This is a genomic window from Mesorhizobium sp. BAC0120 (assembly GCF_033542235.1).
In the GTDB taxonomy this organism is placed as follows: domain Bacteria; phylum Pseudomonadota; class Alphaproteobacteria; order Rhizobiales; family Rhizobiaceae; genus JAWRCU01.
This window is the reverse complement of record NZ_JAWRCU010000013.1, coordinates 48558-64298: the sequence shown is the minus strand read 5'-3', so window position 1 is coordinate 64298 and position 15741 is coordinate 48558. Positions and strand designations below refer to the sequence as shown.

The following is a 15741-nucleotide window of genomic DNA, read 5'->3' as shown; positions in this document are numbered from 1 at the left end:
GTTTTGGGGAGATCATCGCTATGGGCAAAATACTCGGCTCTCTGGTCCTGCTGGCAACGCTTGCAGGGTGTACTTCTGTAGACATGGAACAGACCGGATCCGTGGTTCCCGGACAGACCAATTACGCGGAGACGGGACCGACCCGCTCCGTGGATACGGGACGGATCCGCCCTGTGGAGTTTGCACGGATCGGTGCCGTGAATTTGAGACCGCGCTTTCCTGCGACCACCGGACCAATCAGCCCCGTGGACGTTGGGCAGCCCACCTACCTGCCTGACGTGCAAGTAAATACGCCCGCCACTCACTGCCACGGCATAGAGTGGTCATGGTGTGCCGGGTCCTATCAGTAGTTCTGGCCACTTTCGTGCTTGCACCGCATCGAACGGACCAGACCTTGGAGAAGGTCATGCGCTAAAACAAGGAGTTAGAGCAGGATGAATGGCTCCGCTCCAATTCATCCTGCTCGAAACGTCCACGGTTTTCTGGCAGTGCCCGTCCAGCTATGCCTTGGCACAATTGCGGAGCGCGACCTATCTTCTAAATTCCTATCGCGTGGCGGGTTTATCTCGGTATTGCAGCACCTCCAGGAGACGAGCATGTCGATGCACGAAACGAAGAACGACCTGAAGTCCAATTCCCGCAAGAGCTCGATCGAGATACTGAACGCCCGCCTCGCCGAGGCGATCGACCTCGCCCTCATTACCAAGCAGGCGCATTGGAACATCAAGGGACCGCAATTCATCGCTGTGCATGAGATGCTAGACGGCTTCCGCACCGAGCTCGACGAGCATGTCGATACGATCGCCGAGCGCGCCGTGCAGCTCGGCGGCACCGCGCTCGGCACCTCTCAGACCGTCGCGAAGTCGAGCTCCCTCCCCGCCTATCCGACCGACATCTACAAGATCCGGGATCACCTCGAGGCGCTGATCGATCGCTATGCGGCGACGGCGAAATTGGCGCGCGCCGCAATCGCGGAGTCCGACGAGGCGGGCGACGCCGATACGGCCGATATCTTCACAGCCTATTCGCGCGCGCTCGACAAATCGCTGTGGTTCCTGGAAGCCCACATCCAGGAAAAGGCGTAATCAGGCTTCTGCATTTGCCGGATTGCGGGCCAGCAGCGCCGTCATGATCTCGGCGGCGGCCAGAGCGGCGATGACGGCGGGGCGCTTGTCCCTGACGGTGTCGCCGCCGATCGGCGAGACGAGGCGCGCAAACTGCGGCTCGGTTCCGCCTGCTGTCTTCAAGTACCAGCTTCGGAACGTCGCCTTCTTCGTCTTCGAGCCGATCATGCCCACATAGGCGGCATCCCTGCGTTTCAAGGCTTCCGCGACGATCAGGAAGTCGAGGGCATGGTCGTGGGTCAGCACGACAAAGGCGCTACCCGAGGGCGCCTCGCGCACCATCTCTTCCGGCATCGGCGTCAGCCGCGTCTCGACGCCGGTCGGCATGCCTTCCAGCGCGTCGGCGCGTGTCTCGACGACCACGGGTCTTAGCGGCAGCAGCGCGAAAGCAGCAGCCAATGCGTGACCGACATGGCCGCCGCCGAAAATCAGCACTTGCGGCAGCTTGTGATCCTCGATCTCGGCCATCTCGAGCAGCATTTCCCGTCGGCGTTCGTCGACGAGCGATATTGCCACCTCCACGCGCCCGCCGCAGCACTGGCCGATTTCGGGGCCTAGCGGGATGTCGAGGCTTACCTTGTTATCGTCGCGCCGCCCCTCACCCTTACCCTCTCCCCGCGCGCGGGGAGAGGGGGGCACCAACGTTGAAGTCCCCCTCTCCCCGCGCGCGGGGAGAGGGTAAGGGTGAGGGGCGGCACCGACGTCGGCAGAAGTGGATCGCACCAACACCCGCCTCGCTTGGTCGATCGCCATGAATTCCAGCTGCCCGCCGCCGATCGTGCCGAAGATCGCCGTCCGCGAAACCAGCATCCAGGCGCCCTTCTCACGCGGCGTGGACCCTTTCGCTTCGGCGACCTCGACGAAGGCTGCGGCCGGGGCGGCATCAAGGAAGTTTCTTAGGCGCTGAGCGGAGGAAGTCATGGGACGCCTCGCCAGATAGCGAAAGCATCGAGAGGCTTGAGCCCCTTCGCGCCCCCCTCTGGCCTGCCGGCCATCTCCCCCACGAGGGGGGAGATCGGACGGCCGCTTTGGTTTCGCCAATAGCCAAGGTCGAAGATTGGCGAAATCATCGATGACAGCCAATCTCCCCCCTTGTGGGGGAGATGGCCGGCAGGCCAGAGGGGGGCGACGTAGAGCACCGTCATTTCGGTAATATAGCGCTTCGAACGGCCCCAACGCCAATCGAGCTAGCTCCGAGCCGCCCCCTTCAGCCGCTCCACCGCCATCAGCACACGCTCAGGCGTGGCAGGCGCGTCGAGGCGCGGGCAGATCTTGTGGTCGGCAACGCTTGCCACCGCGTCGGAAAGCGCGTGCAGCACCGACATCGCCAGCATGAAAGGCGGCTCACCGACTGCCTTGGAGCGATGCACGGTCGCCTCGCGGTTCTCCGACCAGTCGGCAAGCGCGACGTTGAAGATCTTCGGCCGGTCTGATGCGAGCGGGATCTTGTAGGTGGACGGCGCGTGGGTGCGCAGCCGCCCTTTTTCGTCCCACCAGAGCTCCTCTGTGGTGAGCCAGCCCATGCCCTGGATGAAGCCGCCCTCGATCTGGCCGAGGTCGATCGCCCGGTTTAGCGACCGTCCGGTTTCATGAAGGATGTCAGTGCGCTCGACCACATATTCGCCGGTCAGCGTGTCGATGGACACTTCGGAGCAGGACGCTCCGTAGGCGAAATAATAGAAGGGATGTCCTTCGCCCTTGTCGCGGTTCCAATGGATCTTCGGCGTCTTGTAGAAGCCCGCTGCCGAGAGCTGGACGCGGGCCATGTAGGCTTGTTTCACCAGATCGACGAAGGGCATCTCCTGGTTGCCGACCCGCACACGGTTCGGCAGAAACACGATCTGGTCCTGCGGCACGGAATATTTATCCGCAGCGAAATCGATCAGCCGCCCCTTGATTTGCCGCGCGGCGTTCTGTGCCGCCATGCCGTTCAGGTCTGAACCCGAGGACGCCGCGGTGGCCGATGTGTTCGGCACCTTGCCAGTGGTGGTTGCCGTGATCTTCACCTGGTTGAGATCGATCTGGAACTCCTCGGCCACAACCTGTGCGACCTTGACGTAGAGCCCCTGCCCCATCTCGGTGCCGCCGTGGTTCAGATGCACCGAGCCGTCGGTATAGACATGCACCAGCGCGCCGGCCTGATTGAAATGCGTGGCCGTGAAGGAAATGCCGAACTTCACCGGCGTGAGCGCAATGCCGCGCTTGATAATGCGGCTATTGTTGTTGAACGCGGCGATGACACGCCGCCGGCGATGATAATCCGAGCTCGCCTCGAGTTCCTCGATGATGCGGTGGACGACGTTGTCCTCGACCGTCTGGTGATAGGGCGTCACGTTGCGATCCCTGACACCGTAGAAATTCTTCTTGCGGATTTCGAGCGGGTCCTTGCCGACCGCAAATGCGATTTCGTCGATCACGCGCTCGGCGCCGATCATGCCCTGCGGCCCGCCGAAGCCGCGGAAGGCCGTATTGGAGACGGTGTTCGTATAGAGTGGCGCGGATTGCGCATGCACGGCCGGGAAATAATAGGCGTTGTCGCAGTGAAACAGCGCCCGGTCCGTGACAGGCCCCGAAAGATCCGACGAGAAGCCACAACGCGCGGCATAGATATAGTCGACGCCGAGGATTTTGCCTTCGTCGTCGAAGCCCACCTCGTAATCGATCATGAAATCGTGCCGCTTGCCCGTAGCGGTCATGTCGTCGTCCCGGTCGGGCCTGATCTTCACCGCACGGCCGAGCCGTTTTGCGGCGATCGCAGCCAGCGCCGCGAACTGGTTGCCTTGCGTCTCCTTACCGCCGAACCCGCCCCCCATGCGCCTGACTTCTACCGTCACCGCATGCGAGGACACGCCAAGCGCATGCGCCACCATGTGCTGGACCTCGCTTGGGTGCTGGGTGGAGGAGTAGACCGTGACGTCCTGGTCCTCGCCGGGGATCGCCATGGCGATGTGGCCTTCGAGATAGAAGTGCTCCTGCCCGCCGACGCGCATCTTGCCCTTGATCCGGCGCGGCGCCTTGGCGATCGCTTCGGCGGCATTGCCGCGCTTGAGGGTGAGTGGCGGCGTAACGAGCTTGTCCTTCTTCGGATCGAGCCCGCCGACATCGATGACGAAGGGCCGTTCCTCATAGTCGACCTTCGCCAGGCGGCAGGCGCGGCGTGCCTCCTCGCGCGTCCTGGCGATCACGCAGAAGATCGGCTGACCGAAAAACTGCACCTGGTCGGCGGCAAGCACCGGCTCGTCGTCGCGGCCGGTGGGCGAGATGTCGTTCTCACCGGGAATGTCCTTGGCCGTCAGAACGTCGACGACGCCGGGCGCGGCGCGCACGGCGGAGAGGTCCATCGAGATGATCTTGCCGTGCGTGACCGTGCTCAAGCCGAGGCAGCCATGCAGCGTCCCGGCCGGCTCGGCTATGTCGTCGATGTAGAGCGCCTGCCCTGAGACATGCTTGTGCGCGGAATCGTGGCGCTGCTCGGTGGCCACCCCGCCGGTGATCTTTTCAGCCTTGAGGTCGAGCGCGGCGTGCTTGTTCATCACTATCCCCTCACGCCACTTCGTATCTCGACACCTGCACGGGCCCCTCGGCGCCGGCCGTTTCCAAATAGAAACGCCTGAGCAGATTGCGCCCGGCGAGCGCCCGGTATTCGGCCGAGGCCCGCATATCGGTGATCGGCGCGAAATCCTCCCCGTAGGCCGGGAGCGCTGCCTCGATCGTTTCCTCGTTCCAAGGCTTGCCGGCAAGCGCCGCTTCAACGGCTTTGGCTCGCTTCGGCGTCGCAGCCATGCCGCCATAGGCGATGCGGATCGAAGCCACCGTGCCGTCCTGGGCGAGCTTCAGGTAGAAGGCGCCGAGCGTGGCGGTAATGTCCTCGTCGCGGCGCTTGGTGATCTTGTAGACGGCAAATTGCGAACCCTTTGCCGGCAGCGGCACCTCTACGGCCTCGACGAATTCGCCGGGCCTGCGGTCCTGCTTGCCGTAAGCGATGAAGAACTCCTCCAGGGGCATCTCCCGCCGCTTGCTGCCCTTGCGCAGCACAACTGTGCTGCCGAGCGCAATCAGCGGCGGCGGCGTGTCGCCGATCGGCGAGCCGTTGGCGATATTGCCGCCAATCGTGCCCATGTTGCGCACCTGGTCGCCGCCGATGCGATCGATCAGCGGGCCGAATGCCGGAATCCGTTTCGACAGAAACGCGAAGGCTTCCGAATAGGTCACGCCGGCGCCGATGCGGATCGTGCCCTCGGCCTCGGAGATTTCCTTCAGTTCGTCGAGCCCGCCGATGAAGACGGCCGGCGCGATCTCCCGCATGAACTTCGTCACCCAAAGGCCGACATCCGTCGACCCTGCGACGATGGTCGCTTTCGGCTCGGCCTCCAGCACGTTCGCAAGATCGTCCACGGAGGCCGGCACGATGAGCCGCCGCCTGTCCTCGCCGATCTCGATGCGGGTGCCGTCGCGGAGCGCGGCAAGCTTTGCGGCGATCGCTTTGCGCTCGGCATTGAGCGGATCCTCGGCTGCCTTGCCATAGTTCGAGACGGCCTGTGCGGCGCGCACGATGGCCTCGTAGCCGGTGCAGCGGCACAGGTTCCCCTGCAGGGCTTTCTCGATCTCGGCATTTGTCGGCTCAGGGCTGCGCATCCAAAGCGCATAGAGCGACATCACGAATCCGGGCGTGCAGAAGCCGCATTGCGAGCCATGGAAGTCGACCATCGCCTGCTGGACGGGATGCAGCCTGCCGTCCCTGGCCGCGAGATGCTCGATGGTGACGACATGACAGCCGTCGAGCGAGCCGAGGAAGCGGATACAGGCATTGACGCCTTCATAGACCAGCTTGCCGGCAGCGAGCCGCCCGACCAGCACCGTGCAGGCGCCGCAATCGCCCTCCGCGCAGCCCTCTTTGGTGCCGGTGAGCGACCGTCTTAGCCTGAGATAATCGAGCAGCGTTTCGTCCGGCGCGACATCGGTCAGCGCAATATCCTCGCCATTGAGGATGAAGCGGATCTCGGCGCGGGTTTTAATGTTTGCCAACTCAGCTCCCCCTGTAGGTGGAATAGCCGTAGGGCGAGAGAAGCAGCGGCACGTGATAATGCGCCTGCTCGGCTATCCCGAACCGGATCGGCACGCGGTCGAGGAAAGCGGGCTCTGCAAGGCTGACACCCTGCCGGCGGAGATAGTCGCCGGCAGCAAAGACGATCTCGTACTCGCCCACTGCAAACTCGTCGCCCGCAAGCAGAGGTGCGTCGCAGCGGCCGTCGGCATTGGTCGAGACCGTCTTGAGATGTTGCCGCCGGTCGCCTTCCACGCGATAAAGCGCGATCGTCAGCCCAGCCGCGGGCCGGCCGGCCGCAGTGTCCAGCACGTGGGTCGTCAGACGTCCTGTGTTGCCAGCGGCCACACTCAGCCTCCCCTTTTGAGACCGGCAAGCTCAACCGGCCGATTGCGAGGCATTAAATGCCATGCATAAGTCCAGGTGAAGCGGAAGGCCACAAAAAGACTTTCAAATTTTTCAGGGGAATGGCCTCAATACCCTTTGCATTATGGTGAAAATCAGCAGGAACCGGCATGCGCCGGCAACGGGGAATGATGCGCTACCAACGAGATATGCGAGGCTACGGCGCGAACCCGCCCGACCCGAAATGGCCGGGCGGCGCCTATGTGGCTGTCCAGTTCGTTCTCAATTACGAGGAAGGCGGCGAGAACTGCCTGCTCCACGGCGACAAGGCTTCCGAGGCTTTCCTGTCCGAAGTTGTCGGCGCGCAGCCCTGGATCGGCCAGCGCCATTGGAACATGGAATCGATTTATGAATACGGAGCTCGCGCCGGCTTCTGGCGGCTCTACCACATGTTCACCGAGGCCGCGGTGCCGGTCACGATCTATGGCGTCGCTACCGCGCTCGCGCGCTCGCCGGATCAGGTCTCGGCCATGCAGGAAGCCGGCTGGGAGATCGCTTCGCACGGGCTGAAATGGATCGACTATCGCGACCACACGCTCGAAGACGAGCGGAGTGACATGGCCGCCGCGATAAAGCTGCATGCCGAGGTGACCGGCGCACGGCCGACGGGTTGGTATACCGGCCGGACTTCAGTCAACACGGTCAAGCTTGTGGCGGAAGAAGGCGGCTTCGCCTATGTCTCCGACACCTATGACGACGAGCTGCCTTATTGGCTGGACCACGACGGCCACGGCAATGCAATCGCCCCGCAGCTCATCATTCCCTATACGCTCGACGCCAACGACATGCGTTTTGCCACGCCGCAAGGCTTCAACTCCGGTGATCAGTTCTTCGCCTATCTGAAGGACAGCTTCGATACGCTCTACGAAGAGGGGCGCGACGGCCGCCCGCGAATGATGAATATCGGCCTGCATTGCCGCCTCATCGGCCGGCCGGGCCGCGCCGCGGCGCTGAAGCGCTTCGTCGACTATGTGAAGAGCCACGACAAGGTCTGGCTCGCGCGCCGCATCGATATCGCCCGCCACTGGCAGGAGACGCATGCCTATTCGCCGGCGGCGCTCAGGCCGTCTCGAATGAGGCGTGAGGAATTCATCGATCGGTTCGGCGGGATCTTCGAGCACTCGCCCTGGGTCGCCGAGCGTGCCTATGAGCTGGAGCTGGGCCCAGCCCATGACAGTGCCGGCGGGCTCCACAATGCGCTCTGCCGGGCTTTCCGCGCGGCAAGCGAGACCGAGCGCCTCGGTGTGCTCAACGCGCATCCCGACCTTGCCGGCCGGCTCGCCACAGCGAAGCGCCTGACGCCGGAATCGGCGAAGGAGCAGGCTTCCGCCGGCCTCGATGCGCTGACGGACGAGGAGCGCGAGCTCTTCTTGGAGCGCAACGCCACCTATGTCGCCAATTTCGGCTTCCCCTTCATCATGGCGGTGAAGGGCAAGACCAAGCAGGAAATCATGGCAGCCTTCGAGAAGCGCATCGGCAATGATCGCGCGACCGAATTCGATACGGCCTGCAGAGAGGTCGAACGCATCGCGCTGTTGCGGCTTCGCGACCTGCTGCCGTCATGAGGGAGATGGGCATGACCGGTCGAACCTACTACGCGCCGAACGGAGGGCTGCCGCCGCAGACGCAGCTGCTGACCGACCGCGCCATGTTCACGGAGGCCTATGCCGTCATCCCGAAAGGGGTGATGAGCGACATAGTAACGAGCTACCTGCCGTTCTGGGAGAATACCCGACTCTGGGTCCTGTCGCGGCCGTTGTCGGGCTTCGCCGAGACCTTCTCGCAATACATCATGGAAGTTGCGCCCGGCGGCGGCAGCGACAGGCCGGAGCCGGATTCCGGCGCAGAAGGCGTCCTGTTCGTCACGCAAGGCGAGCTGACTGTCACGCTTGCGGGCAGAAGGCAGGTGCTGAAGCCTGGAGGCTACGGCTTCATTCCGCCGGGAAGCAGATGGGCCATACGCAACGAGGCCGGCGAACCGGTCCGTTTCCACTGGATTCGCAAGGCCTATGAAGAGGTGGAAGGCATCGCTTTTCCGGAACCGATCTTCGCGCACGAAGCGGAGATCGAGCCCTTCCCGATGCCGGGCACTGAAGGAAGATGGGCGACCACGCGCTTCGTCGACCCCGCCGACATGCGCCACGACATGCATGTGACCATCGTCACCCTCGAGCCCGGTGCAGTGATCCCGTTCGCCGAGACCCATGTTATGGAGCACGGGCTCTATGTTCTCGAAGGCAAGGCGGTCTATCGCCTCAACCAGGATTGGGTCGAGGTCGAAGCCGGCGACTATATGTGGCTGCGCGCCTTCTGCCCGCAGGCCTGCTATGCGGGCGGCCCCGGCCGTTTTCGCTATCTGCTTTACAAGGACGTCAATCGGCACGCGAAGTTGGGATCGACATTCGGAAAGACAGCCCGGTGATGCTGGCGCTCTACGTTGCCCCCCTCTGTCCTGCCGGACATCTCCCCCACAAGGGGGGAGATTGGACGGCCGGTTTGATTTCGCCAATTGGCAACGTCGGCAATTAGCGAAACCGATAATGACAGCCGATCTCCCCCCTTGTGGGGGAGATGTCCGGCAGGACAGAGGGGGGCGCCGTAGGGCGCCTGCGCAAAACAGGACGCGAGTGCCATGACCCGCATCATCACCGCCCGCCCGCTCACCCGCGAAGCCTTCGCCCCATTCGGCGACGTCATCGATACCGGCACTGACAATCACTACCCGATCAACGGCGGCAAGGCAGAGCGCTTCCACGCCTTGGCCGCCGCCGAAGCGGAGGGCCCGAACGCGCGCGTGCTGATCTCGATCGTCAAAAGTAGGCCCTACCAGCTTCCGCTGGAACTCGCCATGGTCGAGCGGCACCCCCTCGGCAGTCAGGCCTTCGTGCCGCTTTCGCCGCGCCCGTTCCTGGTGGTCGTATGCCCCGACACCCAATCCGGTCCTGGCGAGCCGCATGCTTTCCTGACCCAACCCGGCCAGGGCGTGAACTACCGGCGCAATCTCTGGCACGGTGTGCTGACGCCGCTCGGCGGGCCTCAGGATTTCCTGGTCGTCGACCGCGGTGGTGACGGCTCGAACATCGAAGAACATTTCTTCGACCAGCCATACGAAATCCACCTGCCGGTCGAGGGCTGATATGGTGGACATCTCGCTGATCGATCGCCTGTTCGACGTGATCGAGAACGACGTGGTGCCGCTCACCGAGGTCGGCGTCGCCAAAGGCAACAAGCTGTTCGGCGCGGCGATCCTCAGGAAGTCCAACCGCTCGCTTGTCATCGCCGAGACCAACAACGAGCTGGAAAATCCGCTTTGGCACGGCGAGGTCCACTGCCTGAAGCGTTTCTACGAGATGCCGAAGGCCGACCGGCCGGACACCAAGGATTGCATCTTCCTCGCCACGCACGAGCCCTGCTCGCTTTGCCTCTCGGCGATCACCTGGGCCGGCTTCGACAATTTCTACTATCTCTTCAGCCACGAAGATTCGCGTGACAGCTTCGCTATCCCACACGACCTCAGGATCCTGAAGGAGGTCTTCAGGCTCGACCCCGGCGGTTACAGCGCCGAGAACGCCTACTGGAAGAGCTATTCGCTGAAGAAGCTCGTGCGCGAGTTACCTGAACCGGAACGCTCGCGTCTCCAGGACCGTATCGCAAGCATATCGGCCCGCTACGACCAGCTCTCGGAGCGCTATCAGGTGGGTAAAAGCGGGAACGACATTCCGCTGAGCTGAAGGCCGCAAACAGACAGCCGTGCGCCGCTTGCGGCCAGGAGTCCACCGTCCTCACCTCAGCCGGGCGCCGCTGGTCCAGGAACGGCATGCCAATTACGCCACGCAATGTCGCATTCGGCCTTGCGAGCAGCTTTCCCTTGCGTCCAATATCGACGCTCAACAGCCAACAAGAACGCTGCGGTCGTTACCAACAGAGTGAGGAACTAGCATGTCGAATGAACTCGAATTCCTGAGCCGATACGTCGCCAAGGGCAAGCTCAGCCGGCGCGATTTTCTGGGTCGCGCCGCTGCCCTCGGCGTATCCGCCACCTTCGCCAATTCGCTTCTCTCCAGCGCCGTCCGCGCCGCAGGGCCGGTCAAGGGCGGCCTCCTCAAAGCCGGCCTGCAGGGCGGCGAATCCTCGAATGTGCTCGATCCGGCGCTCAACCTCAGCCAAGTGAATTTTAACTTCGGCAAGTGCTGGGGCGAGTTGCTGGTGGAACTGGCGCCCGACGGCAGCCTCGATTACCGCATCGCCGAATCGATCGGCTCAAGCCCTGACGCCAAGACCTGGACCATGAAGATCCGCAAGGGCATCGAGTTCCACGACGGCAAGCCTGTGACGCCCGACGATGTGGTGGCGACGCTTGAACGCCATGCCGACGCCAAGTCGAAGTCGGCGGCGCTCGGCATCCTGCAGGGCATCGACAGCATGAAGGTGAACGGCGACGAGGCTATCGTCACGCTCAAGGACCCGAATGCGGACTTCCCCTATCTCATGGCGGACTACCATCTGGTCATCCAGCCGAACGGCGGCAAGGACAACCCGAACGCCGGCATCAGCGCAGGCCCCTACAAGGTCACCGTCAACGAGCCGGGCGTGCGCTACGGCGGCGAGAAGTTCGCCAACTATTGGCAGGGCGACAAGCTCGGCCATGCCGATCAAGTGGAGATTGTCGTCATCAACGATCCGACGGCGCGCATGTCCGCCCTCCAGGGCGGACAGGTCAACATGATCAATCGCGTCGAGCCGAAGATCGTCGACCTGATCAAGCGCGTTCCCGGCGTCACGATCCAGACGGTGTCAGGCCGCGGCTTTTATCCGTTCAACATGTTCTGCGACACCGCGCCTTTCGACAACAACGATCTCAGGATGGCGCTCAAGCTCGCCATGGATCGCGAGGAGTTGCTCTCCAAGATCCTGCGCGGCTACGGCTCGGTCGGCAACGACTTCCCGATCAACGAAGCCTATCCGCTGTTCTCCAACGACATCGAGCAGCGCAAGTTCGATCCCGACAAGGCGGCCGAATACTACAAGAAATCCGGCCACTCGGGCTCGATCCTGCTGCGCACGTCCGACGTGGCCTTCCCCGGCGCGGTGGACGCCGCCCAGCTCTACCAGCAGTCCTGCGCCAAGGCCGGCATCACCATCGAGATCAAGCGCGAGCCGGGCGACGGCTACTGGTCGGAAGTCTGGAACAAGCAGCCCTTCTCGCTCTCCTACTGGGGCGGCCGCCCGACACAGGACCAGATGTACTCCACCGCCTATATCTCCAACGCCGACTGGAACGACACGCGCTGGAAGCGGCCGCAGTTCGACAAGATGATCATCACCGCCCGCGGCGAGCTCGATGAGGGCAAGCGCAAGAAGATCTATCGCGACATGGCGGTGATGATGCGCGACGAGGGCGGCCTGATCGTGCCCTTCTTCAACCAGTATATCGACGCAAGCGGCAAGGGCGTGCAGGGCTGGACGGCCAACCCCGCGCAGGAGATGTGCAACGGCTACGCGCTGGCGCTCTGCTGGCTCGAAGCCTAATCATTGAAGGGCCGGCCGGTCGGCCGGCCCTTCCGCTGCCGCCCGCTCGTTCCAGAGGCTCCGTGCCAGGCTACAGATGTCCGCCACCATCCTGAAACTGGTCGCTCAGCGCGTCGCGCTGGGCATCGTGCTGTTGCTTGCAGTCTCCGTCCTGATCTTCGTCGGCACGCAGATCCTGCCCGGCGACGTCGCGGCGTCGATCCTCGGACAGTCGGCCACGCCGGAAGCGGTTGCCAATTTGCGCCAGGAGCTGGGTCTCAACGACCCGGCTTACGTCAGATATTTTCGCTGGCTGGGCGGCGTGCTCACCGGAGATCTCGGCAAGGCGCTGTCGAGCGGGCAGGACATCGCCTCCTCGCTCGGCGGGCGGCTCTGGAACACTCTGTTCCTTGCCTTCTGGGCAGCCGTCGTGTCGGTGCCGCTTGCGATCATCCTGGGGCTCATCGCGGTCCGCTATCGCAACGGCTTCGTGGACAAGCTGATCTCCGGCCTGGCGCTCGCCTCGACCTCCCTTCCGGAATTCTTCATCGGCTACCTGCTCGTCTATTTCTTCGCGGTGAAATGGCAGATATTCCCAGGCATCTCGACCGTTTACGAAGGGATGCCGTTCATCGAGCGCATGCAGGCGATCGCGCTGCCGGCCACAGCTCTGACGCTCGTGGTGCTCGCCCACATGATGCGCATGACACGCGCAGCGATCCTCAACGTCATGCAGTCGGCCTACATCGAGACAGCTGAGCTGAAAGGGCTGCGTCCGATAGAGATCATCCGCCGCCACGCCTTTCCCAACGCGATCGCGCCGATCATCAATGTCGTGATGCTGAACCTCGCCTATCTGATTGTCGGGGTCGTCGTGATCGAGGTGATCTTCGTCTATCCCGGCATGGGGCAATATCTTGTCGACCACGTCGCCAAGCGCGATGTGCCGGTGGTGCAAGCGGTCGGCTTGATCTTCGCCGCGGTCTATATCGGCTTGAATATCATTGCCGATATTGCCGCGATCGTCGCCAACCCGCGGCTGAGGCACCCGAAATGAGCGTGACGACGACGAGAAGGCCCGCCCTGCCGCGCATTCCGATCGGCGCCGCGATCGGCCTGTTCTTCACGACCCTGTTCGGGATCACGGCCGTTTTCGCGCCGCTGCTTGCGCCGCACGGGCTCGGCGAGATCGTCGGCGACGTCTGGCTGCCGATGTCGGCCGAACATTGGCTCGGCACCGACAATCTCGGTCGCGACCTGCTCTCGCGCATGATCTACGGCGCGCGCACCACCATCTTCATCGCCGCGGTCGCTACCGCGATCTCGTTCATGCTTGGCTCGCTCCTGGGCTTCACCGCCGCCGTGGTCGGCGGGTGGTTCGATCTTGTGATGTCGCGCCTAGTCGATCTTCTGATGTCGATCCCGACGCTGATCTTTGCGCTCGTGGTCCTGTCGGTCCTGCCCTCGAACCTGTTGACGCTCATCCTGGTCATGGGCATCCTTGATGCGACCCGCGTCTACCGTCTCTCGCGTGCGGTGGCCGTCGACATCAATGTGATGGACTTCGTCGAGGCGGCGAAGCTGCGTGGCGAGGGTCGCGCCTGGATCATCTTCCGCGAGATCCTGCCGAACGCTCTCTCGCCGCTCGTCTCCGAACTCGGGCTACGCTTCATCTACGCGGTGCTCTTCCTGTCGGCGCTATCCTTCCTCGGCCTCGGCGTCCAGCCGCCGGAGGCCGACTGGGGCGGAATGGTGAAGGAGAACAAGGACGGCATCGTGTTCGGCGTTCCGGCTGCCTTGATTCCGGCTGCGGCAATTGCCGCGCTGGCGATCTCCGTGAATCTCGTGGCCGACTGGATCCTGAACCGCACCACCAGCCTCAAGGGAGGGCGCGGCAATGTCTGAGGCGGGCAAGCGCAAGGAGGCAAGCGGGCCGCTGCTCGATATCCGCGGTCTGAAAATTGAGGCGACCGTATATCCGCCCGGCGAGGACCCGCATGCGGTCACCATCGTCGACGGCATCTCGCTTACGCTGCAGCGCGGCAAAGTGCTGGGCCTGATCGGCGAATCCGGCGCCGGCAAGTCGACAATTGGCCTTTCCTCGATGGGCTATGGCCGCGGCGGATGCAGGATCATCGGCGGCGAGGTGATCCTCAACGGCCGCGACATCTTGAACGGCGGTGTTCAGGGCTTGCGCAAGCTGCGCGGTCGCGAGGTCTGTTACGTCGCACAGTCGGCGGCCGCCGCCTTCAACCCGGCGCACCGGCTGATCGATCAGGTCGTCGAAGCCGCGTTGAAGCACGGCGTCATGAAGCGCCCCGAGGCGGAAAAGCGAGCCGTCGCGCTGTTCAGGAAGCTCGGCCTGCCGGACCCCGAGAACTTCGGCATGCGTTTCCCGCACCAGGTCTCCGGTGGCCAGTTGCAGCGCGCCATGACCGCGATGGCGCTCTGCCCCGAACCCGACCTCATCGTGTTCGACGAGCCGACCACCGCGCTGGATGTGACGACCCAGATCGACGTGCTGGCCGCCATCAAGGACGCGATCCGCGACACCCATGTCGCGGCGCTCTACATCACCCATGACCTCGCCGTCGTCGCGCAGGTCGCCGACGAGATCATGGTGCTGCGCCACGGCAAGCTGGTCGAATGGGGCGCGACGCGGCAGATCATCAAGGAGCCGGGCCAGCAATACACCAAGGCGCTGGTGTCGGTGCACCGTATCCCCCATGCGGAGAAAAATCCGGAAGGCTCGCCTCTCTTGTCGGTGCAGAACGTCACCGCAGGCTACGGCCAGGGCCGCGTGAAGGTTCTGAAAAATGTCTCGGTGGACATTCGCCCTGGCCAGACCCTTGCCGTCGTCGGGGAATCAGGTTCCGGCAAGTCGACGCTCGCGCGCGCGATCACCGGATTGCTGCCTCCGCAGGAGGGCTCCATCGGCTTTGCCGGCAAGGAGCTGCCGCGCCGGCTCGCCGACCGCACCAAGGACCAGCTGCGCGAATTGCAGATGATCTATCAGATGGCCGACGTGGCGATGAACCCGCGCCAGACGGTCGCCACCATCATCGGCCGGCCGCTTGAATTCTATTTCGGCATCAAAGGTGCCGAGCGCGACCGCAAGGTCGCCGAGCTGCTCGAGAAGATCGAGATGGGGAAAGGCTTCGCCCAGCGTTATCCGGCCGAGCTCTCCGGCGGGCAGAAGCAGCGCGTCTGCATCGCCCGCGCGCTCGCCGCCAGCCCGAAGTTGATCATCTGCGACGAAGTGACGAGCGCGCTCGACCCGCTGGTCGCAAACGGCATATTGAAGCTGCTGCTGGACCTGCAGGCGGAAGAGCACGTCGCTTATCTGTTCATCACCCATGACCTCGCGACGGTGAAGTCCATAGCCGATTCCATCGCCGTCATGTATCGCGGAGAGGTGGTGCGCTATGGGCCGAAGGGCCAGGTGCTCGCGCCTCCCTTCGACGCCTATACCGACCTCTTGTTGTCCTCGGTCCCGGAGATGGAGATCGGCTGGCTGGAGAAGGCGATCAAAGGCCGACGGATGGAGAGCGCGGGGAATTGACCTGCTAATGCATCGGGCCGAACCGAAGGACCGCGTCAGCGAAAAAGTACGCAGCGGTTTTCGGACAAATCCGATGCAAAAACAAAGAGACAGAGCGG

At 63.4% G+C, this 15741-nt stretch carries 13 protein-coding genes; 9 read left to right on the top strand and 4 right to left on the bottom strand.

All coding sequences use genetic code 11. The features are described 5' to 3' along the window. The first annotated feature begins 596 nt into the window (after positions 1 to 596). Positions 597 to 1085 carry a DNA starvation/stationary phase protection protein Dps gene (dps, locus tag SAZ10_RS24685; protein ID WP_318612050.1) on the top strand — a complete coding sequence of 163 codons (489 nt, stop codon included), beginning with the start codon at positions 597 to 599 and terminating at the stop codon, positions 1083 to 1085. Here the strand turns inward: dps and xdhC are convergent, their stop codons facing one another. From xdhC to uraH, 4 genes are all read right to left on the bottom strand, one after another. After that, the gene (gene xdhC / locus SAZ10_RS24680) at positions 1086 to 2045 is read right to left on the bottom strand and encodes a xanthine dehydrogenase accessory protein XdhC (RefSeq protein ID WP_318612049.1); all 960 of its coding nucleotides are present in this window, start codon (positions 2043 to 2045) and stop codon (positions 1086 to 1088) included. 266 nt (positions 2046 to 2311) lie between these two features. Next, positions 2312 to 4657 carry a xanthine dehydrogenase molybdopterin binding subunit gene (xdhB, locus tag SAZ10_RS24675; RefSeq protein ID WP_318612048.1) on the bottom strand — a complete coding sequence of 782 codons (2346 nt, stop codon included), beginning with the start codon at positions 4655 to 4657 and terminating at the stop codon, positions 2312 to 2314. A gap of 10 nt (positions 4658 to 4667) precedes the next feature. Next, positions 4668 to 6149: a xanthine dehydrogenase small subunit gene (gene xdhA, locus SAZ10_RS24670; RefSeq protein WP_318612047.1), complete on the bottom strand. Its 1482-nt coding sequence runs from the start codon at positions 6147 to 6149 to the stop codon at positions 4668 to 4670. Position 6150: 1 nt separating this feature from the next. Then, a complete protein-coding gene (gene uraH, locus SAZ10_RS24665) occupies positions 6151 to 6522 on the bottom strand; it encodes a hydroxyisourate hydrolase (protein WP_318612176.1) in 372 nt (123 codons plus the stop codon). A 182-nt stretch (positions 6523 to 6704) separates the two neighbouring features. Between uraH and puuE the strand changes: the two genes are divergently transcribed. From puuE to SAZ10_RS24625, 8 genes are all read left to right on the top strand, one after another. After that, positions 6705 to 8138 carry an allantoinase PuuE gene (gene puuE / locus SAZ10_RS24660; RefSeq protein WP_318612175.1) on the top strand — a complete coding sequence of 478 codons (1434 nt, stop codon included), beginning with the start codon at positions 6705 to 6707 and terminating at the stop codon, positions 8136 to 8138. 11 nt (positions 8139 to 8149) lie between these two features. After that, entirely contained in the window at positions 8150 to 8995 is an 846-nt protein-coding gene (locus tag SAZ10_RS24655) for a bifunctional allantoicase/(S)-ureidoglycine aminohydrolase (protein WP_318612046.1), read from the top strand. Positions 8996 to 9205: 210 nt separating this feature from the next. Continuing rightward, positions 9206 to 9709 carry an ureidoglycolate lyase gene (locus SAZ10_RS24650; RefSeq protein WP_318612045.1) on the top strand — a complete coding sequence of 168 codons (504 nt, stop codon included), beginning with the start codon at positions 9206 to 9208 and terminating at the stop codon, positions 9707 to 9709. A 1-nt stretch (position 9710) separates the two neighbouring features. Continuing rightward, positions 9711 to 10304 carry a nucleoside deaminase gene (locus tag SAZ10_RS24645; protein WP_318612044.1) on the top strand — a complete coding sequence of 198 codons (594 nt, stop codon included), beginning with the start codon at positions 9711 to 9713 and terminating at the stop codon, positions 10302 to 10304. Positions 10305 to 10512: 208 nt separating this feature from the next. Then, the gene (locus SAZ10_RS24640; RefSeq protein WP_318612043.1) at positions 10513 to 12102 is read left to right on the top strand and encodes an ABC transporter substrate-binding protein; all 1590 of its coding nucleotides are present in this window, start codon (positions 10513 to 10515) and stop codon (positions 12100 to 12102) included. A 76-nt stretch (positions 12103 to 12178) separates the two neighbouring features. Continuing rightward, complete coding sequence (locus tag SAZ10_RS24635) at positions 12179 to 13138, top strand: ABC transporter permease (protein WP_318612042.1); 960 nt, start codon at positions 12179 to 12181, stop codon at positions 13136 to 13138. Then, on the top strand, positions 13135 to 13986 hold the full coding sequence (locus SAZ10_RS24630; protein ID WP_318612041.1) for an ABC transporter permease: 852 nt from the start codon (positions 13135 to 13137) through the stop codon (positions 13984 to 13986). Before SAZ10_RS24635 ends, SAZ10_RS24630 begins: the two co-directional genes overlap by 4 nt. Continuing rightward, a complete protein-coding gene (locus SAZ10_RS24625) occupies positions 13979 to 15643 on the top strand; it encodes an ABC transporter ATP-binding protein (protein ID WP_318612040.1) in 1665 nt (554 codons plus the stop codon). The genes SAZ10_RS24630 and SAZ10_RS24625 overlap by 8 nt, the downstream gene beginning before the upstream one ends. Positions 15644 to 15741: the final 98 nt, after the last annotated feature.